Here is a 21,078-nt window from a genome sequence, read left to right as displayed (position 1 = left end):
AGTGCGCGTTCACCCTGCCCGGCGTCAGTGCCCCATGCCGAGGCCGCCGTCGACGGGGATGACGGCGCCGGAGATGTAGGCGGCGTCGTCTCCCGCGAGGAAGGACGCCGCTCCCGCGATCTCGGAGACCTTCCCGAACCGGCCTGATGGGATCGAGCCGAGGTACTGCTGCTGCTGCGCCTCGGGAAGTGCGGCGGTCATGTCGGTCTCGATGAAGCCGGGCGCGATGACGTTGGCCGTGATGCCGCGCGAGCCGAGTTCGCGGGTGAGCGAGCGCGCGAAACCGACCAGAGCCGCCTTCGACGACGAGTAGTTGATCTGACCCGGCCCTCCGTACAGCCCGACGACGCTCGAGATCAGGATGACACGACCGAACCGACCCTTGAGCAGGCCCTTCGCAGCGCGCTTCACGACGCGGAACGTGCCGGTGAGGTTGGTGTCGATGACGCTGGTGAACTCCTCTTCCGTCATCCGCAGCAGCAGCGTGTCCTTCGTGATGCCAGCGTTCGCGACGACGACCTCCACCGGCCCCAACTGCGCTTCGACCTCGGAGAATGCGGCATCGATGGTGGCGGCATCGGTCATCTCCGCGCGCACGGTCAGCGACCCCTCCGGGCCCTCCCCCGAACGGGAGGTGACGGCGACACGGTGGCCGTCGGCGATCATGCGTTCGGCGATGGCGTAGCCGATACCGCGATTGCCGCCGGTGACGAGTACGGTGCGCGAGGTGGGCATGGGGTTCCTTCCGTCTGAACAACTGGCGTCAAGCCTACCCATGCGGCGGTATCGGCCGACGGGTGGCGCGCGGCGGGAGCAGGGCGCGGGTACAGGTGGAGCGCGTATCCTTGGCGAGTACGAAGAAGGGGCGAATGGCGAAGAGTTACGACGTGACGTCGGCGGGGGTGAACCCGGTCGAGGATCGCGCGCACCGCATGCGCATGTACTTCATCGCGATGACGCTGCGCGTCGCGTGCGTCGTGTCCCTGTTCTGGGTGCGGGATTGGTGGGTGCTGCTGGCCGCTGCCGGTGCCGTGATCCTCCCCTGGTTCGCGGTGCTCGTCGGCAACGCCGTCGCGCACGGAGGCGAGCAGGCGCCCGACGCTCCGGAACCGTTGCAGCTCGAAGCGGTCGAACCCGAAGCCGTGGATTCGAGCGACGCCGCTCACGAGGTGATCGTGATCGACGTCGATCCCGAGCGCCGTAGCGGCGGAGCCCGTTCTCCGCGTCCTGGGAACGACTCGTGACCGGGATCGTGTCGCCCGCGCTGACGCTCGGGGGCGAACCGGAGCGGCGCTTCGAATGCTCGCGAGCGGGCTGCCGAGAAGAGGCGACGTGGGCGATCCTCTGGCGCAACCCGAAGATTCACGGGCCTGATCGGCGCAAGACCTGGCTCGCCTGCGACGAGCATCGTGAGATGCTGTACGGTTTTCTCGAAGCCCGGAGCTTTCCGCTTGAGGTGCGCGCGGTGGGAGAGCTCGATGACTGAACACGGAACGATCGCCCCCGATGCGACTCCGCCGGCTCCGCCTTCTTCCGACGATTCCGGCGGAAGCCCGCGTGTGGGGTGGAGCTTTCTCCGGTCCGGCAGGTGGGCCGGGTACGCGGCGATGCTCCTGATCTTCTCGATCGCGTGCGTGCTGCTCGGCAACTGGCAGTTCGAGCGCCGTGCCGAGGCGCGCGCCGAGATCGATCGAATCGACAACAATTACGATGCGGAGCCGAGCGCGCTCGCGGAAGAGCTGCCCGAGCTCTCGCGATTCGATGAGGATCGCCAGAAGTGGCGCACCGTCCGCGTCGAGGGCGAGTACGTCGGCGACCCCTTCCTCGCGCGCAACAGACCGGGTCCGGGAGGAGTGGGATCCGACCTGATTCAGGCGCTGCAGACGCCGGAGGGATCCACGTTCTTCGTCGATCGGGGCTGGGTGCCGGTCGATGGAGCGTCGGCCGACGACGTCGATGCGAGCGATCTGCCGCGCCCTCCGGAGGGAACGACGGTGGTCGAGGCGCGACTGCGAGCCTCGGAGCCCGAGATCCCGGGGCGAACGACGGCGGGACGCACGGTGGCGAGCATCGAACTGCCCGAACTGGCGGCATTGGCAGGCGTCTCTGATTCCGCGTACACCGGCGCGTACGGCATGCTCGTCACCGAGTCGCCCGCATCGGAGCACGGCGTGCTTCCCGCCAAACCGGAGCGCGACGAGGGCCCGCACCTCTCGTACGCCGTGCAGTGGTACATCTTCATCGCGATCGCCGCGATCGGCGTGGTGTACGCCGCGAGGCGCGAGTACCGCACGCTCAACGTCGGCAGCGAGGAAGTGCGCGAGCACGAGCGCAAGACGGCCGAGCGGAAGCGGCGTCGCGGCCCCAGCGACGCCGACATCGAGGATGCGTTGCTCGATGGGTGAGCAGAACGTGCGCGCAATCGCGCGACGCCTGACCCTGCCGAGTGCGCTCCTCGTGCTCGGGGCGGCCCTCGCTCTGAGCGGCTGCGCGGCTCCGGTCGACCCCTCGGAGACGCGGGAGTCGCTCTCCGAGGTCACGGAGGATCCCGCACCGCCCGAGGCCGACGAGCTCTACGACGCGGAGTTGCACCCGGAGCCGGTCGTCGACCCCGTCGACTGCGACCCCTACCTCGTCGTCACCGCTCGCGGTACTGGAGAGCCCAGCCAGGGCCAGCTGCTCTCACCCGTGGCGCGGACGATCTCGCAGGCCCGCCCGGGCGATGTGGAGACGCTCGATCTCGATTACCCCGCCGACACCGACGTGAAGGAGGGCGGCACGATCGGGGTGCGCACCCTCGTCGATGTGCTCAACGTGCAGGCCGAGGCGTGCCCCGACCAGAGGTTCGTGCTGCTCGGCTACTCGCAGGGCGCGCTGGTCGTCGGTGACGCGCTCGCGGCTCCGGACGATCGCATGGTGGGACCCACGGTCGGCACGGTCGGCGAGGACGCGCTGGACCGCGTCCTCGCGATCGTGCTCTACGGCGATCCGCGGTTCGTCGGCGATGAGGAGTACAACGTCGGCAGCTTCGACCCGGCGACCGACGGGCTGCTCCCCCGCCCGGATGACGCGCTCGATGCGTTCGGCGACCGGTTGCGCGACTACTGCGTCGCCGGCGATTTCATCTGTCAGAGCAGTCTCGACTTCGACGAGGAGCCGCACGTCGAGTACTACTCGAACGGAATGCAGGGCGACGGTGCCGCCTTCGCGATCACCCGACTCGACGGCGTCGGCCTTGAGCGCGACGACGACCCGGAGCCGCGGCCCTCGCCCTCGCCCTCCTCCCGCACTGGGGACTAGGCGAGCTCGATCAGCTCGAGGTATTCCTTCGACCAGTGATCCTCGGTCGCGTCGGGCATGATCAGCACGCGTTCGGGATTCAGCGCCTCGACGGCGCCCGGGTCGTGCGAAACGAGCACGACGGCTCCCGTGAAGTGCGCCAGAGCGTCGAGCACCTCCTCGCGGCTGGCCGGGTCGAGGTTGTTCGTCGGCTCGTCGAGCAGCAGCACGTTCGCACTGGAGACGACCAGCATCGCCAGAGCGAGGCGGGTCTTCTCACCACCCGAGAGCACGCCGGCCGGCTTGTGCACGTCATCGCCGGTGAAGAGGAAGGATCCCAGCACGCGGCGGGCCTCGGTCTCGGTCAGATGCTGCGACACGGAGACCATGTTGTGCAGCACGCTCGCCTTCACGTCGAGGGTCTCGTGCTCCTGCGCGTAATAGCCCACTTTGAGACCGTGCCCGGCGATGAGTTCACCCGTGTCCGGCTCGTCGACGCCCGCGAGCAGGCGCAGCAGCGTCGTCTTGCCGGCGCCGTTCAACCCCAGCACCACGACCTTCGAACCGCGATCGATCGCGAGGTCGACACCGGCGAAGATCTCGAGCGAGCCGTACGACTTCGACAGCCCCTCGGCCATGAGCGGCGTCTTACCGCACGGTGCCGGGTCGGGAAAGCGCAGCTTCGCCACGCGCTCGACCTGGCGCTCGTCCTCGAGCCCCGCGAGCATCTTCTCGGCTCGCGCCACCATCTGGTGCGCTGCGGCGGCTTTCGATGCCTTTGCGCCGAAGCGCGCCGCCTGATCCTTCAGCACCGAGGCCTTCTTCTCGATGTTCGAACGCTCCTTGCGGCGGCGCTCCTCATCGGCGGCGCGCTGCCGCAGGTAGAGCTTCCAGTTCATGTTGTAGATGTCGATGACCTGACGATTCGCGTCGAGGTAGAAGACGCGGTTCACCGTTTCGCCCACGAGGTCGATGTCGTGGCTGATGACGATGACGCCCGCCTTCGAGTGCTTCAAGAACTCGCGCAGCCACACGATCGAATCGGCGTCGAGGTGGTTCGTCGGTTCGTCGAGGATCATCGTGTCGGCGTCGGAGAAGAGAATGCGCGCGAGTTCGATGCGACGACGCTGGCCGCCGGAGAGCGTCTTCAGGGGCTGGTCGAGAATGCGATCGGGCAGGCCGAGATTGTTCGAGATCGACGCGGCCTCGGATTCGGCCGCGTAGCCCCCGAGCGCTTGGAATCGGTCCGTGAGGTTGCCGAACCGCTTCATCGCCTTCTCGGCGACGGCCGGGTCGCTCGAGCCCATCTCCTCAGTCGCCTTCGCGATGTTCTGCTGCAGGGTGCCGAGTCCGCGCGCATCGAGGATGCGGTGCCGGGCGATCTGCTCGGGGTCGCCCGTGCGCGGATCCTGCGGGAGGAAGCCGAGCTCTCCGGTCACCTTGATCGAACCCTCCGCCGGCTGCAGCTCCCCCGACAGTGTGCGAGTGAGCGTGGTCTTCCCGGCGCCGTTCCGGCCGACGAGGCCGATCTTGTCGCCGGGATTCACGCGGAACGTGACACCCGACATGAGGCGACGGGCGCCCACGTCGATGGCGAGGTCTTCGACGGAAATCATGGTGTGAGGCTCCTAGGTCGTGCCGGCTCAGCGCGTCTTCGGGAGGCGTTCTCGCGCCGGGGCTGAGCGAATGGGCAACCTCACCATCCTAGCTGCTCGAAGCGGCGGACGCTCCCAGCGCGGCGGTGTCGGCCCAGAGTACGGTCTCGACGCTTCCGGAGACGCGTGCTGCCGGGAGCAGCGGCTCGCGTTCGGCGAGTACGTGACCGATCGCTGCAGCCTTGGCCTCCCCCGCCGCGATGAGCCAGACGCGCTCGGCGCGACTCAGCGCGGGGAGCGTCACCGTGACGCGCTCTGGCGGCGGCTTCGGCGAGTGCCGGATCGCGAGGGCCATCGGGGCCTCCGACCCGACCGCCTCGAGCTCCTCCCTGCCCGGGAAGAGCGACGCGATGTGGCCGTCGGGGCCCACACCGTTGAGCGCGAGATCGATGCGACCGACGCTCTCGACGACGTCGGCGTACTCCGCAGCCGCCGCGTCGAGCGTCACGCCCGAGTCGGAAGCCGCCACGCGATGCACGAGTGCGGGGTCAACGGTGACGGCACGAAACAAGGTGCGATCCGCCAAGAGATCATTGCGATCCGCATGGCCCGCTGGAGCCCACCGCTCGTCGCCCCAGAGGAACCGCACGCGAGCCCAATCGACCGTGTCTCGACCAGGATGTGCGGCCAGCGCTTCGAGCACCCGCTCCCCGCCGCTGCCGCCGGTGAGCACTGCACAGGGCACTCCCCCGTCGCGCTGGCGCTCCCGGCAGACCGAGACGAACTCGCTCGCGACCGCCGGTGCGAGATCGTCGAGCGAGCGGTACTCCGCGACCCGCATTCGATGCACGTTGCCTACGCCGAGATCTCGCTGCGATCGCCCGACCAGAGCGTGTGGAACACGCCCTCGCGATCGACGCGGCGGTAGGTGTGCGCCCCGAAGAAGTCGCGCTGCCCCTGCACGAGCGCCGCAGGCAGACGCTCGGCGCGGAGTCCGTCGTAGTACGCGAGCGACGACGAGAACGCGGGTGCGGGGATGCCGGCCGCCGTGGCGTGCACCACGACGCGACGCCACGCCTCCTGCCCCCGCGCGAGCGCGTCGGCGAAGTACGGGGCGCTCATCAGGAGAGGCAGATCGGCATCAGCGGCGTATGCGTCGGCGATGCGGTTCAGGAACTGAGCGCGGATGATGCATCCGGCCCGCCAGATCCTCGAGATCGCTCCGAGGTCGATCGTCCAATCGTACTCAGCGGCTCCGGCGCGAATCTCGTCGAAGCCCTGCGAGTACGCGACGATCTTCGAGGCGTAGAGCGCTTGCCGAACGTCCTCGATGAAGGCCGCCTCATCGCCGACTGCGACGGGCTCTTCCGGACCCGGAAGCGCAGCGGCCGCCGCACGTTGCTCGGGGCGAGACGACAGGGAGCGTGCGAACGTAGCCTCTGCGATGCCGGAGACGGGCACGCCGAGTGCGAGCGCGGTCTGCACCGTCCAGGCACCGGTGCCCTTCGCACCGGCCTGGTCGAGAATGACGTCGACGAGGGGCTTCCCGGTGGCGGCATCGTTCTGGCGGAGCACCTCGGCGGTGATCTCGATGAGGTACGACTCGAGCTCTCCGCGATTCCATTCGGCGAAGATGTCGGCGATCGCCGCCGGCGACTTCCCCGTGCCGCGACGAATGAGGTCGTAGGCCTCGGCGATCAGCTGCATATCGGCGTATTCGATGCCGTTGTGCACCATCTTGACGAAGTGGCCGGCGCCGTCGTGGCCCACGTGCGTCACGCAGGGCTCGCCCTCTGCGACCGCTGCGATGGAGCGCAGGATCGGGCCGAGCGTCTGCCATGCCTCATCCGAGCCCCCGGGCATGATGCTCGGGCCGTTCAACGCGCCTTCCTCGCCGCCGGAGATGCCTGCGCCCACGAAGTTGATGCCGGTGGCGCGGACCGCGCGCTCGCGCCGAATGGTGTCGGGGAAGTACGCGTTGCCGCCATCGACGATGATGTCACCCGGTTCGAACACCTCGACGAGGGCGTCGATCGTGGCGTCGGTGGCGGCCCCCGCCTGCACCATGATGATCGCGGTGCGCGGCTTCTGCAGGGACGCGGCGAACTCCTGGTAGCTGAACGCGGGAACGAATTCCGCCTCGGGATGCGCTGCGACCAGCGCTTCGGTGCGCTGCGGGCTGCGGTTGAACACAGCGACGGTGTTGCCCTCCCTGCTGGCCAGATTGCGAGACAGGTTCGCACCCATCACGGCGAGGCCGACGACCCCGATATTCGCTGCGGCTTCAGTCACGCTCGCTCCTCTATTCATGCGTCAGTGTGGGTGGTGCGCTCCGCGCGACTGCGCGCGAGCTGTTCGAGTACACGGCCGTACATCACGTCCTCCCCCAGGCCGCGCAGCTCCTCCGCCAGGCACTCGCTGAGGGTTCGGCGCGGGAGCACGATCTGATGGGTCGGCTGGCCGGGCTGGATCAATGCGGCGTGCACGGGCGAGAGGCGCTTCAGCACGGCGTCTCCGCTCCGCCGCTTCAGGGTCACCGAGTGCAGCCCCTCCGCGTGCAGCGCGCGTTCGAGCAGCGTGCAGGTCGTCGGCACTCCCAGCGAGAGTTCGAGCCAGGCGGCGAGCAGCTCCGTCGACGGCGACGCCTCGGAGCCGACGACCTCGACCGCGGTGACCGGCTCGAACGGCGGCTGGTCGAGCACCGCGGCGAGGTACTCGCGCCACCGCGTCAAGCGGGTCCAGGCGAGATCGGTGTCGCCGGCGGAATACCCCGCGATGCGCACCTCCCACCCGGAGCCGTCGGGTGCTGCCGCATCGGTGATCCTGCGCTGCCCGATGCGGCCGAGCGAGTCGGCGCCCGGGCGATCCGGCGCCTCCTCGGGCCACCAGACGGCGACCGGGGCGTCGGGCAGCAGCAGACCCGTCACGAGGGCCTCCACACCGCTCGCGACCTCGCCCGATGCTCTGAGTACGATCACGTCACTCGCGCCGGCATCGGCGCCGACGCGGATCTCGGCGTCGAGACGCGCATCGGCATCGGGTCGGCTCAGCAGCACGATCACCCGCATCGGGTGCTCGCTGGACGCGTGATTGGCCGCTGCGATCGTCGTCTCGTCGAGCTCGCCCGACGCCGAGATCACGAGCGTGAGCACGTGACCGAGCGCTGAGACGCCGCTCTCCTGGCGCATCGACACGAGCCGTCGCGCCACCGCGCTCACCGTCGTATCGGGCAGACTCTCGATCATGGGCGCCTCCAGGTGCGTCCGTCGCGGGCGAGCATCTCATCGGCCGACGCGGGCCCCCAGGAACCGGGTACGTACTGCTCGACCGGCCCGTCCTGCTCGGCCCAGTGCTGTTCGATCGGGTCGAGGATGCGCCACGAGAGCTCGACCTCGGCCTGACGTGGAAACAGTGGAGCATCGCCGAGCAGGACGTCGAGGATGAGTCGCTCGTACGCTTCCGGGCTCGCCTCGGTGAACGCGTGGCCGTAGCCGAAGTCCATCGTCACATCGCGCACGCGGGTGCCGCTGCCGGGCACCTTCGCTCCGAAGCGGATCGTGATTCCCTCGTCGGGCTGCACGCGGATGACGAGCGCGTTCGAACCCTGCTCGGAGCGCTGCGCCTGCGCGAACAGGTTTCCCGGCTCTTTGCGGAAGACCACCGCGATCTCGGTCACACGGCGCCCGAGTCGCTTTCCGGTGCGCAGGTAGAAGGGCACCCCCGTCCAGCGCCGCGTGTTGACGTGGAGCTTCATCGCCGCGAACGTCTCAGTGCGCGACTGCGGATCCATGCCCTCCTCATCGAGGAAGCCGTTGACGAGCTGCCCGCCCTGCCATCCCGACGCGTACTGCCCGCGGGCCGTCGACGCCTCGAGATCGTCGGGCAGCGAGACTGCTTCGAGCACCTTCTCCTTCTCGGCCCGCAGATGCTGCGCGCCGAGACTGATGGGCTGCTCCATCGCGGTGAGCGCGAGCAATTGGAGCAGATGGTTCTGGATCACGTCCCGTGCCGCGCCGACGCCGTCGTAGTAGCCTGCGCGACCCCCGACCCCGATGTCCTCCGCCATCGTGATCTGCACATGATCGACGTAGTTGCGGTTCCAGATCGGCTCGTACATCGCGTTCGCGAATCGGAGCGCGAGAATGTTCTGCACCGTCTCCTTGCCGAGGTAGTGGTCGATGCGGAAGATCGAATCGGCGGGGAACGCCGACTCGAGCACGTCGTTCAACTCGCGCGCCGACGCCAGATCATGGCCGAACGGCTTCTCGATGATGACGCGCCGCCACCGCTGGTCGTCGCCGGTGCGATCGACGAGCCCGGAGCTCGACAGGTGCTTCGCGACCTCGGGGAACGCTGTCGGCGGAATCGAGAGGTAGAACGCATGGTTGCCCATCGTGCCGCGCTCGCGGTCGAGCGTCTCGACCGTATCGCGCAGCCGGTCGTACGCCTCCGGATCGCCGAACTGGCCCTGCACGAAGCGGATCCCCTCCGCGAGCTGCTGCCACGTCTCCTCGCGGAACGGGGTTCGCGCGTACTTACGGACGGCGTCGTGCACGATCTCCGCGAAGTCGCGATCCTTCCAGTCGCGGCGTGCGAACCCGACGAGCGCGAAACCCGGAGGCAGGAGGCCGCGGTTCGCGAGATCGTACACCGCGGGCATCAGCTTCTTCCGCGAGAGATCGCCGGTGACGCCGAAGATCACCAGCGAACTCGGGCCCGCGATGCGGCTCAGTCGAGGATCGTCGGCCGAGCGGAGGGGGTTCTGCGGCCGGGAGGAGGAGTGATCCGTCATCGCTTCCCGGCCGCTCCCGGCGGCTACGTCTTCAGTGCCCACCGTGAGCTAGATCGCAAACCCTAGAGCGCGCATCATGTCGCGCCCATCATCGGTGATGCGCTCCGGCGTCCACGGCGGCATCCACACCCAGTTGATGCGGAATGCGGTAACGAGCCCGTCGAGCGCTTCGGCGATGTCGTTCTCGATCACGTCCGTCAGCGGGCAGCCGGCACTCGTGAGCGTCATGCTGATGACCAGCGCGTCGTGCTCCTCGTCGAAGGCCAGATCGTAGATCAGTCCGAGGTCGACGATGTTCACGCCGAGCTCGGGGTCCGAGACGTTCTTCAACGCCTCGGTCGCCTGCTCGCGGAATTCCGGGTCGATCGACTGGGGCGCCGTCGTGGTTTCCTCGCTCATGCGACCAGCCTACGCCTTACGCGCTTGCGAGGAAGCGGTCGTAACCCTCTTCCTCGAGGCGGTTCGCCAATTCGGGCCCGCCCTGCTCGGCGACACGACCGTTCACGAAGACGTGCACGAAGTCCGGCTGGATGTAGCGGAGGATTCGCGTGTAGTGGGTGATCAGCAGCACACCGAGCCCGGTGTTCTCCTTCGCACGGTTCACACCCTCGGAGACGACCTTGAGCGCATCCACGTCGAGCCCGGAGTCGGTCTCGTCGAGCACCGCGAACTTCGGCTTCAGCAGCTCGAGCTGCAGAATCTCGTTGCGCTTCTTCTCGCCGCCCGAGAAGCCCTCGTTGACGTTGCGCGCAGCGAACGAATCGTCCATGCGCAGGTTGCCCATGGCCTCCTTGACGTCCTTCATCCAGGTGCGGATCGCGGGCGCTTCGCCGTCGATCGCCGTCTTTGCGGTGCGGAGGAAGTTCGCGTTCGTCACGCCGGGGATCTCCACCGGGTACTGCATCGCGAGGAAGAGACCGGCCTGCGCGCGCTCGTCGACCTCCATCTCGAGGACCTCTTCACCGTCGAGCAGGATCGACCCGCCGGTGACCTCGTAGCGCGGGTGGCCGGCGATCGCGTAGGCGAGCGTCGACTTGCCCGAGCCGTTCGGGCCCATGATGGCGTGGGTCTCGCCCTGCTTGATCGTCAGGTCGACACCCTTGAGGATCTGCTTTGCACCCTGCTCGGTCTCGACGCTGACCTGCAGGTCCTTGATTTCAAGAACGGAGCTCATGTGTTAAATCTCTTTCGTAACGTTGGGGTCGATGTACACGTCACCGTCTTCGATCTCGACGACGAAGACGGGGACCGGCTCGTAGGCCGGGAAATTCTCGGGCACGCCGGTGATCAGCGAGAAGGCCGAACCGTGCGCCCAGCACTCGAGGGTGTCGCCGTCAACGAATCCCTCTGCAAGGCTGACCTGGCCGTGGCTGCACGTGTCGCCGATCGCATGCACATCGCCGGATGCATCGAGCACGATTGCGATGGGAACGTCATCGACGACCACGCGAGTGGCCTGGTCCTGCACGAGGTCGCTGACGGCGAGCACCTTCTGCCGCGGCATCAGCGGACGGAGTCCGCGAGTTCGGCCTCGACCGCGGCGTGGAGGCGCTCCTCCGTCTCGGCGTCGCCGATCTGCGCGATGACCTCGAACAGGAAGCCGCGTACCACGAGCTTGCGCGCCTCCTCCGCCGAGATGCCACGGCTCTGGAGGTAGAAGATGTGCTCGTCGTCGAAACGACCCGTCGCACTGGCGTGGCCGGCTCCCTCAATGTCGCCGGTCTCGATCTCCAGGTTCGGAATCGAATCGGCGCGCGTGCCCTCGGTGAGCACGAGGTTGCGGTTCTGCTCGTAGCTGTCGGTGCCGGTGGCGTTGTTGCGGATCAGCACGTCGCCGATCCACACCGTGTGCGCGCCCTCGCCCTGCAAGGCGCCCTTGTACGTCACTCGGCTGCGGGTGTGCGGAGCGTCGTGATCCATGTACACCTGGTGCTCCAGGTGCTGGCCGGCGTCCGCGAAGTATGCGCCGAGCGCCTCGCCGTTCGCGCCCTCGTGATCGAGGTGGATCGAGGGATTGAGACGAACGATGCCGCCGCCGAGCGAGACCACGATGTGCGTCACGGACGCGTCCCGACCCACGGTCGCGTAGTGGCTCGAGAGGTGGATCGCGTCGTCGTTCCACTGCTGCACGCTGACGACGGTCAGCTTCGCCCCATCGCCGACCACGATCTCGACGTTCTCGGAGAGGTGCGCTGCGCCGGAGTTCTCGAGAATCACGAGACCCTGCGAGTGGGGCGTCGCCTCGATCACCGTGTGGGCGGCGCGCGGTGTCGAGTCGAGCCCGTCGCGCTTCACGATGGCCGTGACCGGTTCCTCGGAGGAGACGGTGACGATGTGCGCCTCTCCGAACGCGGACCACGCGGCCGCGGCCCCGCGCTCCTCCGGAGCGCCCGCTCGGCCGATGCGCGCATCGGAGCGCGAGACCCACTCGGAGGACACACCGGCGACCTCGGACACGGCGACGGGAACGCGAGCGCCGTCGAGCTGCCCGTTGAGCAGCGCATCGAGCTTCGCGACGGGCGTGTACTTCCACACCGCCTCGCGACCGGTGACCTCGGCGAAGTCGGCGACGTCGGTCGAGACAGGGCGCTCCGACCGGGTCTGCACGGGCACGCGGTTGGCCCAGTCGCCGTCGGAGTGGGCGGTCAGTCCGTGCTGAGCCGTTTCCTGCGGTGCAACAGCTTGCGTCATTATCCGACGGATCCTTCCATGCCCATCTCGATGAGCTTGTTCAGTTCGAGCGCGTACTCCATGGGCAGCTCACGGGCGATCGGCTCGATGAAGCCGCGCACGATCATGGCCATGCCCTCCTCCTCGGCGAGCCCGCGGCTCATGAGGTAGAACAGCTGCTCCTCGCTCACGCGGGACACCGTCGCCTCGTGGCCGAGCTCCGCGTCATCCGTACGGATGTCGATGGCGGGATACGTGTCGCTGCGCGAGATCGTGTCCACGAGCAGCGCGTCGCAGACCACCGAGTTCGCGGAGTGCCGCGCATTGGCCTCGATGCGCACCTCGCCCCGATACCCGGTGCGGCCGCCGCCTCGAGCGATCGACTTCGCGAGGATCGACGACTTCGTGTTCGGAGCGAGATGGATCATCTTCGCGCCCGTGTCCTGGTGCTGGCCGGGGCCCGCGAACGCGACCGAGAGAGTCTCGCCCTTGGCGTGCTCACCCGTCAGGTAGATCGACGGGTACTTCATGGTGACCTTGGAGCCGATGTTGCCATCGACCCACTCCATGGTCGCGCCCTCTTCGGCGATCGCGCGCTTCGTGACGAGGTTGTACACGTTCGTCGACCAGTTCTGAATGGTCGTGTAACGCACGCGCGCATTCTTCTTCACGATGATCTCGACGACCGCGGAGTGCAGCGAGTCCGACTTGTAGATCGGCGCCGTGCAGCCCTCGATGTAGTGCACGTAGCTGCCCTCGTCGGCGATGATGAGCGTGCGCTCGAACTGGCCCATGTTCTCCGTGTTGATGCGGAAATAGGCCTGGAGCGGAATCTCGACGTGCACGCCCTTCGGCACGTACACGAACGAGCCGCCCGACCAGACGGCCGTGTTCAGCGCGGCGAACTTGTTGTCGCCGGACGGGATGACGGTGCCGAAGTACTCCTCGAAGATCTCGGGGTGCTCCTTGAGCGCCGTGTCCGTGTCGAGGAAGAGCACGCCCTGCTCCTCCAGATCCTCGCGGATCTGGTGGTAGACGACCTCGGATTCGTACTGCGCGGCGACGCCGGCCACGAGGCGCTGACGCTCCGCCTCGGGGATGCCGAGACGCTCGTACGTCTCCTTGATCTCCTCGGGCAGGTCCTCCCACGTCGTCGCCTGCTGCTCCGTGGAGCGGACGAAGTACTTGATGTTGTCGAAATCGATGTCCGACAGGTCGGCGCCCCACGCGGGCATCGGCTTCCGATCGAAGATCTGCAACGCCTTCAAGCGACGCTTGAGCATCCACTCGGGCTCGTTCTTCAGCGCCGAAATCTCGCGCACGACCTGCTCGCTGAGTCCGCGCTTGGCAATCGCGCCGGCTTCGTCGCTGTCGTGCCAGCCGAATTCGTACTGGCCCAAGCCTTCGAGCTCGGGTCGGTCGATCAGTACCTCTGGCATGATCCCTCCCTCATTCTTCGTCTCGCCCGGGAATCCCTGGCCGAGCCGGAGGGATCCGGTCGGCGGCGGGCGCGAGTACCTGAGTTCGTCGCGCACATCGGGTTCCCTGCAGCGGTGCAGTATTCTGGGCTTCGAACGCGACCGGGACGATCCGATGCAGGCATCGAACGGGCGGTTCGACGTTCGCAACCACAGCTTCCCATTCTACAGGTTTCCGATAGTTTCGGGGGATGTCCGCTCTGGGCGTCACAGCACTCTGGGAAGCAGCCGAGAGGAGACCCGTTGTCCAGCGCGCCCACCGCCAGCTCAGTCGCCGCGAGGCCCGAGATCCCGGGAGGCGGCTTCCCCTCGCGTTTCCTCCGGATCGTCGCGTGGATCTCATTCGTGCTGAACACGCTCATCATCGGCACCGGCGGGGCCGTGCGCCTCACGGGCTCGGGGCTCGGGTGCCCGAACTGGCCGCTGTGCGCGCCCGGCTCGCTCGTGCCGACCGAGGAGCTCACCTACCACTCGCTGATCGAGTTCGGAAACCGCACGATCTCCGGCCCGCTGCTCGTCAGCGCGATCCTCGTCCTCCTCCTGACCTGGCGCATTCGCGCGGCCCGTCGCGACCTCTTCGCGATCTCGGCCGTGGTGCTCGGCCTGGTCGTGCTGCAGGCACTCATCGGCGGCGTCATCGTGTGGCTGCACCTCAACGCGAACCTCGTCGGGATTCACTACGTCATCTCGCTCGCCCTGGTGTGCATCACTGCCGCGTACCTGACCCGGATGTACGAGGCGGGCGGGCTGCGAGAGCGCGCCGTGCCCAAGGCCTTCGCGATCCTCGCCCACGTCACCACCCTCGCCATGGCCGTCACCGTGATCTTCGGCGTGCTGACGACCGGATCGGGCCCGCACTCGGGCGACGCCACCATTCAGCGCGACGGCATCGATGCCGTACTGATGAGTCACATCCACGCGTGGCCCGGGTACATCGCCTTCGCCCTGACGCTGGCGCTGCTCGTTTGGGCCGCGGCTCGACGCCTGCGCCCGCTGCGCTGGATCGTCGCGCTGTTCGCCGCCCTCGTCGTGCAGATCGCGATCGGCATCTACCAGGCGCGGACCGGGCTCCCCCCGCTCGCGGTCGGTGTGCACATGGTGCTGGCCGCGCTCACCGCAGCCGCGATGACGGTGGTGGTGCTGCGGCTCAAGCGCCCGGCAGCCGATGCTGCGGTCTAGCACTTGCTAGTTCGTGCTCGACGGCAGACGTTCTGCCCCCCCTGCCCGGCGCACACCTTGCGCGCTGTCCGTGGATTCCTTCCCCTGGGTGAGTAGTTCCTGGCGTAACCCGCCCGGGCACTTGACGCGAACTACTCACTGCGCCCAAACAAGCCCTTTTGATGCAGCGTCACCCCCCCACGGGTGAGTAAACTCTGCACGGATGCGCGCCGCATTCGCGCGGAAGCTGCTCACCCGCAATGCTCTCGGTCATTCGTTGCCGTCAACCGCTTCAACGTCCTGAAGCGCGCTCTCGGCGCACCTTGTGGCTCTCGGGCGGGAGTGCCGACCGCATTCGGAGGCCGCTCGCATATCGTTCGTCGAGCAGACGAGCGTCCTCTGCCGGAAGCTCGCAGCGTTCTCGCCCGAGGAACGTCAGGATGCGCTCAGAGAGTTGACGCTCGCGACCCCAGTGATGTTCGCGCAGCACCACGAGTACCTCCCAGCCTGCATTTCGAGCCGCATCGAGTCGTTCGAGGTCTCGCAGGTATTGCCTGCGCTCGCGCCAGTGATGGTCCCCGTCGTACTCGATGAGGCGCTTCCCCTGCACGTCAGCGAGATCGAAGCGCCCGATCAATGCACCCGATTCGCCATAGATCGAGTGCTGCAGGGTGAGATCGCTCACACCCACGCGTTCGCCGGCGAGCCGAGTGAGCGTCTCCATTCGCGACTCCGCTCCTGCGCGAGCGTACCGTGCGCCAATGCGGAGCCGGCGCGATCCTGGGCCTCGGGCGTTCGAGCAGAAGCGCTCCAAAGCCGCGGAAGTGACGAGCGGTGGCGAACCCGGTCCTGCGCGACGTGCGATCAATAGATGATCGAGCGCCACGACGAGCTCTCTGAACGGCAAATTGCGACACGCCTGGAGCGCAGCCTGCAGGGGTTCGACTACGGGGATCCGCAATCGGTACTCGGGCAGCCAGAGCCTTTGGAGGCGCTCGGCGCGTTTGCGGCGATGCCCGGTGACTCCCTCGCACCGCACCTGGCCGTTGGCGACCCTTGATTCGACGTCGACGTTCATCGACTCGGGCACGTGGATCGGGCATCCGAAAAGGGCGAGCGCGGTCGCGTGACTGAAGCCCTCACCGGCCCGGAGACGGGGAGCATACGCTACGGCTCGTCCGTACAGGGAGTCGTCGTGCGTCGCTGCCACTCGCACGCCCCGGAATGGTCGTGCTAGCCGAGGGTTCCGAAGAACGCCCGGCGAGATGCCGGCGGAGAGCGCGTCTGTGGTGAGGAAAGACACGCTGCCGTACTTTTCGAGAACCGCATCGATACTTTGCATGCCGATAGCATCGCGCGGCTCGCCCGTGTGCTTGCACGCTTTCCACACAGCGTGCTGGGGATCGCGTCGAAAGCGATGCATTACGGCCCGTGTGAGCGGCGCTCGGGGTCTTGATGCGTGCGCCCTCCGATGAGTGGGCTGGGCCTTTGTGCGGTCTCACGGCCGAGCACTTCTCGGGCGAGAGTCGGTAAGGGTGAGCACATTCTGCAGGCGACTCATCTGCGGCGTACTCGAACTGCTCACCCCGGCATGATGCACGGCCGTGGGTGAGGAGATTTTGCGCGGAATTGGCCCGGCGAGTGCACTAACTACTCACGCTGGGAGGGCTCCCGGCCGTGGGTGAGCATGTGCTGCACGCGCGCGAGGTCGTAAGCGCACGAACTGCTCACCAGCGCGGACGCGGACCTACCCGGACGCGGGCCTAAACGGACGCGCGCCTACGTGGCCCGGACCCCGGCTCGAGGACCCGAAACACAGCACGCCCCCGAGGAGCCGAGCCCCGAAGAGTCGCGACTCTAGAAGGGCAGCAGGGCGTCGACGGCGATGACGAGCGAGAGCACGGAGAGGTAGATGTTCGCGGTGTGGAACACCTGCATGGGCTTCCCGGCTTCGCCGCGGATCGCGTGCGCGTACAGGCGGTGCGCCTGCACGATGAAGTATCCGCCGAACACGAGCGACGCGACCGTGTACGTCCAGCCCATCTCGGCGACGGGAATGAGCAGCAGGCTCGCGGCCACCGTGGCCCACGTGTACAGGATCACCTGCAGCCCGACGGTGACCCGCCCGCGAACGACCCCGAGCATCGGCACACCGGCGGCGGCGTAGTCGTTGCGGTACTTCATCGAGAGCGGCCAGTAGTGCGCGGGCGTCCAGAGGAAGATCACGAGGAAGAGCACCCAGGCGGGCCAGTCCAGCGAGCCGTCCACCGCGGCCCACCCGATGAGCACCGGGAAGCAGCCGGCGATGCCGCCCCAGACGATGTTCTGCTCGCTGTGCCGCTTGAGCACGATCGTGTAGATCACCACGTAGAAGAAGATCGCGCCGGCGGAGAGCGCGGCGGCGAGCCAGTTCGTCGTCGCAGCGAGCCACACCACGGAGAGCGCGGCCATCACCCAGGAGAAGATCAGCGCGTTGCGATCGGAGATCTCGCCGGTGACGAGCGGCCGGTTCTCGGTGCGCTTCATCTTGCGATCCATGTCGCGGTCGATGTAGCAGTTGAACGCCCCGGCCGCCCCGGCGCTCATGGCTCCGCCGATCAGCGTCGCGAGCACGAGCCACAGACTCGGGAGCCCGCCCTGCGCGAGGATCATCGCGGGCACCGTCACGACGAGCAACAGCTCCATGACCCGGGGTTTCGTCAGAGCGACGTAGTTCTTGACCGTGCGGCCGAACGATGGTCGCCCGGCGGTGGCGCGGGCCTGAGTCTGGACTGGGATCTGCGTGGACATCACCTTCTATGGTACCCCGCCGTTCGATAAGATTGGGCGGGGGTGCGCCAGGGCGGCGTTCTCCCGGATTCAGCCGGAAAGGAACGTCTTGGCGAACGAACTGCAGTGGGATGAACTCGACGATCGCGCGGTCGATACCGCGCGGGTACTGGCGGCCGATGCCGTGGAGAAGGTGGGCAACGGGCACCCGGGAACGGCGATCAGCCTCGCGCCGGTCTCGTATCTGCTGCATCAGAAGGTGATGCGCCATGATCCTGCGGATCCCCACTGGGTCGGGCGCGATCGTTTCATCCTGTCTGTCGGCCACTCCTCGCTGACCCAGTACGTGCAGCTCTACCTCGGGGGCTACGGTCTCGAACTCGAGGATCTGGAGTCGCTCCGCACGTGGGGCTCGAAGACTCCGGGCCACCCCGAATACGGTCACACCGATGGCGTCGAGATCACCACCGGGCCGCTCGGCCAGGGGCTCGCGTCGGCGGTCGGATTCGCGTTCGCAGCGCGCTACGAGCGCGGGCTGTTCGACCCCGAGGCGACGCCGGGAACGAGCCCCTTCGACCACTTCGTCTACGTGGTCGCGGGCGACGGCGATCTGCAGGAGGGCGTGACGAGCGAGGCCTCTTCGCTCGCCGGCCACCAGGAGCTCGGCAATCTGATCGCGATCTACGACTCGAACCAGATCTCGATCGAGGATGACACGGACATCTCGTACTCCGAGGATGTCGCGAAGCGGTACGAGGCGTACGGCTGGCAGGTCATCGAGGTCGACTGGAAGAAATCGGGCGAGTACGTCGAAGACATCGCGGAGCTGAACGCCGCCATCGAGGCCGCGCAGGCGGAGACGTCGAAGCCGTCGCTCATCATCGTGAAGACGATCATCGGCTGGCCCTCCCCCGGCAAGCAGAACACCGGCGGCATCCACGGAGCGAAGCTCGGCTCGGAGGAGCTCGCCGGTCTGAAGACCGCGCTCGGGTTCGACCCGGAGCAGCACTTCGCGGTCGCTCCCGAGGTCATCGAGCACACCCGCGCGGCCGTGCAGCGCGGTGCCGACAAGCGCGCTGAGTGGCAGGTCGGCTTCGACGCCTGGGCTGCGGCGAATCCGGATCGCAAGGCGCTGTTCGACCGCATGGAGGCCCGGCAGCTTCCGCCCGAGGCGCTCGACGTTCTGCCGACGTTCGAGCCCGGCGAGAGCATCGCGACGCGATCTGCGAGCGGCAAGGTGCTCGCCGCCCTCGGGCCGGTCATGCCCGAACTGTGGGGCGGATCCGCCGACCTCGCGGGCTCGAACAACACGACGATTCCGAATGTGCCGTCCTTCGTGCCCGCACGACGTTCCACGAACGCCTGGCAGGGCGACCCGTACGGCCGCGTGCTGCACTTCGGCATTCGCGAGCACGCGATGGGTGCGATCCTCAACGGCATCCAGCTGCACGGAAAGACGCGCAGCTACGGCGGTACGTTCTTGATCTTCAGCGATTACATGCGCCCCGCCGTGCGTCTCGCCGCGCTCATGAACGTGCCATCCATCTTCGTCTGGACGCACGACTCCGTCGCACTCGGCGAGGACGGACCGACGCATCAGCCGATCGAGCAGCTCGCCACGCTGCGCGCGATTCCGAACCTGGCGGTCGTGCGGCCCGCGGACGCGAACGAGACTGCGATCGCGTGGCACGAGATCCTCACCCGCACTGCGGGCCCCTCTGGGCTCGCGCTCACCCGCCAGAACGTGCCCGTTCTGCCTCGCGGTGGAGAGTTCGCGAGCGCTGAGCAGGCCGCCGAGGGCGTCCGCCGCGGCGCCTACGTGCTCGCGGACTCCCCCACCGCGTCGATCGACGTGCTGCTCATCGCTACGGGGTCGGAGGTGCAGCTCGCGGTGGAAGCGCGCGAGCGGCTCGCCGGTGACGGCGTGGGCGCTCGGGTCGTGTCGGCTCCGAGCCTCGAGTGGTTCGCCGAGCAGAGCGACGAGTACCGCGAGAGCGTGCTCCCCCGGTCGGTCACCGCTCGCGTCAGCGTGGAAGCCGGTCTCTCGCTGGGCTGGGACCGCATCGTCGGCGATCGCGGCCGTTCCGTCTCCATCGAGCACTTCGGCGCATCCGCCGATTACCAGACGCTCTTCCGCGAGTTCGGCATCACGACCGACGCGGTCGTCGCAGCGGCGCACGCGTCGCTCGCCGCCTGAAATCGCTTCTTCGAAAGGATCATCACGCGATGACAAATCCCCACACCTCCGCACTGAGCGAGGCCGGCGTCAGCATCTGGCTCGACGACCTGTCCCGTCGCCGACTCGAGAGCGGTGAGCTCGCGACGCTCGTCGAAACGTTGAACGTCGTCGGAGTGACCACCAACCCGACCATCTTCGCGAACGCGATCGGAGGCGGCGATGGCTACGGAGACCGACTGGCCGATGCCGCTGCCCGCGGACTCGACACCGATGCCGCCATCGTGGAGCTCACGACGGCCGACGTGGCGGACGCCTGCGACCTGCTCGCCGGTGTGTACGCGTCGACCGACGGCCGTGACGGGCGCGTGTCGATCGAGGTCGAACCCGGATTGGCACGCGACACGGCCGGCACGGCGGCACAGGCTCGCGATCTCTGGGCTCGGGTCGATCGCCCGAACGCGATGATCAAGATCCCGGCGACCGTTGAGGGGCTCGACGCGATCACCGAGACCATCGCCGCTGGGATCAGCGTCAACGTCACGCTGATCTTCAGCCTCGAGCGATACCGGCAGGTGATCAATGCCTACCTCGCGGGTCTCGAGCGGGCGCGCGCGGCAGGCATCGACCTCTCGACGATCCACTCCGTCGCCTCCTTCTTCGTCTCCCGGGTCGATTCGGAGGTCGACCGTCGACTGCGCGAGATCGGCTCTCCCGAGGCGCTCGCCCTCACCGGCCAGGCCGGCATCGCGAACGCGCGTCTCGCCTACGAGGTGTTCGAGCAGTCGTTCGACACCGAGCGGGCTCGGTTCCTCGTCGGACTCGGAGCGAATCCGCAGCGCCCGTTGTGGGCGTCGACGGGCGTCAAGGATCCGGCACTCGCCGACACCGCGTACGTCACGGGCCTGATCGCTCCGAACACGGTGAACACGATGCCCGAGGCGACGCTGCAGGCGTTCGCCGATCACGGCCACGCGCCGGGCGACACGGTCACGGGTGCCTACCTCGAATCGAACCAGGTGCTCAACGCGATCGACGCGCTCGGCATCGACTACGTCGAGGTCACGGAGCTGCTCGAGCAGGAAGGGCTGCAGAAGTTCGACGCGTCGTGGTCGGACCTGCTGGGCACCGTCGAGCAGGCGCTCCGAGAGGCGCGCTGAT

21 protein-coding genes are annotated in these 21,078 nt (G+C 67.7%); 8 read left to right on the top strand and 13 right to left on the bottom strand.

The features are described 5' to 3' along the window. Positions 1-24: 24 nt before the first annotated feature. A complete protein-coding gene (gene fabG / locus PQI23_RS05835; RefSeq protein WP_339972464.1) occupies positions 25-735 on the bottom strand; it encodes a 3-oxoacyl-ACP reductase FabG in 711 nt (236 codons plus the stop codon). A 134-nt stretch (positions 736-869) separates the two neighbouring features. Between fabG and PQI23_RS05830 the strand changes: the two genes are divergently transcribed. Genes PQI23_RS05830 through PQI23_RS05815 form a run of 4 tightly spaced genes read left to right on the top strand, consistent with a single transcriptional unit; the run spans position 870 to position 3,300 of the window. Further along, positions 870-1,244: a DUF3099 domain-containing protein gene (locus tag PQI23_RS05830; RefSeq protein ID WP_339972462.1), complete on the top strand. Its 375-nt coding sequence runs from the start codon at positions 870-872 to the stop codon at positions 1,242-1,244. Beyond that, on the top strand, positions 1,241-1,486 hold the full coding sequence (locus PQI23_RS05825; RefSeq protein WP_339972460.1) for a hypothetical protein: 246 nt from the start codon (positions 1,241-1,243) through the stop codon (positions 1,484-1,486). Before PQI23_RS05830 ends, PQI23_RS05825 begins: the two co-directional genes overlap by 4 nt. After that, on the top strand, positions 1,479-2,405 hold the full coding sequence (locus PQI23_RS05820; protein ID WP_339972458.1) for an SURF1 family cytochrome oxidase biogenesis protein: 927 nt from the start codon (positions 1,479-1,481) through the stop codon (positions 2,403-2,405). The genes PQI23_RS05825 and PQI23_RS05820 overlap by 8 nt, the downstream gene beginning before the upstream one ends. Continuing rightward, positions 2,398-3,300 (top strand): cutinase family protein, encoded by a 903-nt coding sequence (locus PQI23_RS05815; protein ID WP_339972456.1) that lies wholly within the window; start codon positions 2,398-2,400, stop codon positions 3,298-3,300. The genes PQI23_RS05820 and PQI23_RS05815 overlap by 8 nt, the downstream gene beginning before the upstream one ends. Here PQI23_RS05815 and PQI23_RS05810 read toward each other — a convergent pair. The 10 genes from PQI23_RS05810 to sufB all read right to left on the bottom strand — a co-directional run bounded on the left by PQI23_RS05810 (position 3,297) and on the right by sufB (position 13,775). After that, positions 3,297-4,895, bottom strand: coding sequence for an ABC-F family ATP-binding cassette domain-containing protein (locus PQI23_RS05810; protein ID WP_339972454.1), 1,599 nt, complete (start codon positions 4,893-4,895; stop codon positions 3,297-3,299). The two genes, PQI23_RS05815 and PQI23_RS05810, sit on opposite strands and share 4 nt — an antisense overlap. An 88-nt stretch (positions 4,896-4,983) precedes the next feature. Next, a complete protein-coding gene (gene pgl / locus PQI23_RS05805) occupies positions 4,984-5,715 on the bottom strand; it encodes a 6-phosphogluconolactonase (protein ID WP_339972749.1) in 732 nt (243 codons plus the stop codon). A 14-nt stretch (positions 5,716-5,729) separates the two neighbouring features. Continuing rightward, positions 5,730-7,184, bottom strand: coding sequence for an NADP-dependent phosphogluconate dehydrogenase (gene gndA / locus PQI23_RS05800; protein ID WP_339972452.1), 1,455 nt, complete (start codon positions 7,182-7,184; stop codon positions 5,730-5,732). Continuing rightward, positions 7,181-8,119, bottom strand: a complete 939-nt coding sequence (locus PQI23_RS05795; RefSeq protein ID WP_339972450.1) for a glucose-6-phosphate dehydrogenase assembly protein OpcA — start codon at positions 8,117-8,119, stop codon at positions 7,181-7,183. The genes gndA and PQI23_RS05795 overlap by 4 nt, the downstream gene beginning before the upstream one ends. Further along, positions 8,116-9,666 carry a glucose-6-phosphate dehydrogenase gene (gene zwf / locus PQI23_RS05790; protein ID WP_339972448.1) on the bottom strand — a complete coding sequence of 517 codons (1,551 nt, stop codon included), beginning with the start codon at positions 9,664-9,666 and terminating at the stop codon, positions 8,116-8,118. The genes PQI23_RS05795 and zwf overlap by 4 nt, the downstream gene beginning before the upstream one ends. Before the next feature lie 48 nt (positions 9,667-9,714). Continuing rightward, on the bottom strand, positions 9,715-10,065 hold the full coding sequence (locus PQI23_RS05785) for a metal-sulfur cluster assembly factor (protein ID WP_339972446.1): 351 nt from the start codon (positions 10,063-10,065) through the stop codon (positions 9,715-9,717). Between the two features lie 16 nt (positions 10,066-10,081). Next, a complete protein-coding gene (gene sufC, locus PQI23_RS05780) occupies positions 10,082-10,840 on the bottom strand; it encodes a Fe-S cluster assembly ATPase SufC (RefSeq protein ID WP_339972444.1) in 759 nt (252 codons plus the stop codon). Positions 10,841-10,843: 3 nt separating this feature from the next. Then, positions 10,844-11,170, bottom strand: a complete 327-nt coding sequence (locus tag PQI23_RS05775; RefSeq protein ID WP_010157220.1) for a non-heme iron oxygenase ferredoxin subunit — start codon at positions 11,168-11,170, stop codon at positions 10,844-10,846. Beyond that, positions 11,170-12,357: a Fe-S cluster assembly protein SufD gene (gene sufD / locus PQI23_RS05770; protein ID WP_339972441.1), complete on the bottom strand. Its 1,188-nt coding sequence runs from the start codon at positions 12,355-12,357 to the stop codon at positions 11,170-11,172. The genes PQI23_RS05775 and sufD overlap by 1 nt, the downstream gene beginning before the upstream one ends. Continuing rightward, entirely contained in the window at positions 12,357-13,775 is a 1,419-nt protein-coding gene (gene sufB / locus PQI23_RS05765) for a Fe-S cluster assembly protein SufB (protein WP_058593384.1), read from the bottom strand. Before sufB ends, sufD begins: the two co-directional genes overlap by 1 nt. Before the next feature lie 282 nt (positions 13,776-14,057). On the opposite strand from sufB, the gene PQI23_RS05760 reads away from it, so the two are divergent. After that, the gene (locus PQI23_RS05760) at positions 14,058-14,993 is read left to right on the top strand and encodes a COX15/CtaA family protein (RefSeq protein ID WP_339972437.1); all 936 of its coding nucleotides are present in this window, start codon (positions 14,058-14,060) and stop codon (positions 14,991-14,993) included. 271 nt (positions 14,994-15,264) lie between these two features. Here the strand turns inward: PQI23_RS05760 and PQI23_RS05755 are convergent, their stop codons facing one another. After that, complete coding sequence (locus tag PQI23_RS05755; RefSeq protein WP_339972435.1) at positions 15,265-15,696, bottom strand: hypothetical protein; 432 nt, start codon at positions 15,694-15,696, stop codon at positions 15,265-15,267. A gap of 147 nt (positions 15,697-15,843) precedes the next feature. Here PQI23_RS05755 and PQI23_RS05750 point away from each other — a divergent pair, with 147 nt between their 5' ends. After that, a complete protein-coding gene (locus PQI23_RS05750) occupies positions 15,844-16,032 on the top strand; it encodes a hypothetical protein (protein ID WP_339972433.1) in 189 nt (62 codons plus the stop codon). A gap of 797 nt (positions 16,033-16,829) precedes the next feature. On the opposite strand, the gene PQI23_RS05745 is transcribed toward PQI23_RS05750, so the two are convergent. Next, entirely contained in the window at positions 16,830-17,762 is a 933-nt protein-coding gene (locus PQI23_RS05745) for a heme o synthase (RefSeq protein ID WP_339972431.1), read from the bottom strand. Positions 17,763-17,850: 88 nt separating this feature from the next. Between PQI23_RS05745 and tkt the strand changes: the two genes are divergently transcribed. After that, complete coding sequence (tkt, locus tag PQI23_RS05740) at positions 17,851-19,938, top strand: transketolase (protein ID WP_339972429.1); 2,088 nt, start codon at positions 17,851-17,853, stop codon at positions 19,936-19,938. Between the two features lie 29 nt (positions 19,939-19,967). After that, positions 19,968-21,077 (top strand): transaldolase, encoded by a 1,110-nt coding sequence (gene tal, locus PQI23_RS05735; RefSeq protein ID WP_339972427.1) that lies wholly within the window; start codon positions 19,968-19,970, stop codon positions 21,075-21,077. The last annotated feature ends 1 nt before the right edge of the window (position 21,078 follow it).

It is taken from the genome of Leucobacter sp. USCH14 (genome assembly GCF_037619215.1).
Lineage (GTDB): Bacteria > Actinomycetota > Actinomycetes > Actinomycetales > Microbacteriaceae > Leucobacter.
The sequence above is the reverse complement of the archived record's forward strand: the minus strand, read 5'-3'. Positions and strand labels throughout refer to the sequence as shown.

Excerpts from the sequence above, each read along its gene's own strand:
- PQI23_RS05795 (WP_339972450.1), bottom strand. The coding sequence starts at position 8,119 with ATGATCGAGAGTCTGCCCGATACGACGGTGAGCGCGGTGGCGCGACGG.
- PQI23_RS05755 (WP_339972435.1), bottom strand. The coding sequence starts at position 15,696 with ATGGAGACGCTCACTCGGCTCGCCGGCGAACGCGTGGGTGTGAGCGAT.
- gndA (WP_339972452.1), bottom strand. The coding sequence starts at position 7,184 with ATGAATAGAGGAGCGAGCGTGACTGAAGCCGCAGCGAATATCGGGGTC.
- PQI23_RS05745 (WP_339972431.1), bottom strand. The coding sequence starts at position 17,762 with ATGTCCACGCAGATCCCAGTCCAGACTCAGGCCCGCGCCACCGCCGGG.
- tal (WP_339972427.1), top strand. The coding sequence starts at position 19,968 with ATGACAAATCCCCACACCTCCGCACTGAGCGAGGCCGGCGTCAGCATC.
- PQI23_RS05820 (WP_339972458.1), top strand. The coding sequence starts at position 1,479 with ATGACTGAACACGGAACGATCGCCCCCGATGCGACTCCGCCGGCTCCG.
- zwf (WP_339972448.1), bottom strand. The coding sequence starts at position 9,666 with ATGACGGATCACTCCTCCTCCCGGCCGCAGAACCCCCTCCGCTCGGCC.
- PQI23_RS05775 (WP_010157220.1), bottom strand. The coding sequence starts at position 11,170 with ATGCCGCGGCAGAAGGTGCTCGCCGTCAGCGACCTCGTGCAGGACCAG.
- PQI23_RS05810 (WP_339972454.1), bottom strand. The coding sequence starts at position 4,895 with ATGATTTCCGTCGAAGACCTCGCCATCGACGTGGGCGCCCGTCGCCTC.
- PQI23_RS05815 (WP_339972456.1), top strand. The coding sequence starts at position 2,398 with ATGGGTGAGCAGAACGTGCGCGCAATCGCGCGACGCCTGACCCTGCCG.
- PQI23_RS05830 (WP_339972462.1), top strand. The coding sequence starts at position 870 with ATGGCGAAGAGTTACGACGTGACGTCGGCGGGGGTGAACCCGGTCGAG.
- pgl (WP_339972749.1), bottom strand. The coding sequence starts at position 5,715 with ATGCGGGTCGCGGAGTACCGCTCGCTCGACGATCTCGCACCGGCGGTC.
- fabG (WP_339972464.1), bottom strand. The coding sequence starts at position 735 with ATGCCCACCTCGCGCACCGTACTCGTCACCGGCGGCAATCGCGGTATC.
- sufD (WP_339972441.1), bottom strand. The coding sequence starts at position 12,357 with ATGACGCAAGCTGTTGCACCGCAGGAAACGGCTCAGCACGGACTGACC.
- PQI23_RS05785 (WP_339972446.1), bottom strand. The coding sequence starts at position 10,065 with ATGAGCGAGGAAACCACGACGGCGCCCCAGTCGATCGACCCGGAATTC.
- PQI23_RS05750 (WP_339972433.1), top strand. The coding sequence starts at position 15,844 with ATGATCGAGCGCCACGACGAGCTCTCTGAACGGCAAATTGCGACACGC.
- sufB (WP_058593384.1), bottom strand. The coding sequence starts at position 13,775 with ATGCCAGAGGTACTGATCGACCGACCCGAGCTCGAAGGCTTGGGCCAG.
- sufC (WP_339972444.1), bottom strand. The coding sequence starts at position 10,840 with ATGAGCTCCGTTCTTGAAATCAAGGACCTGCAGGTCAGCGTCGAGACC.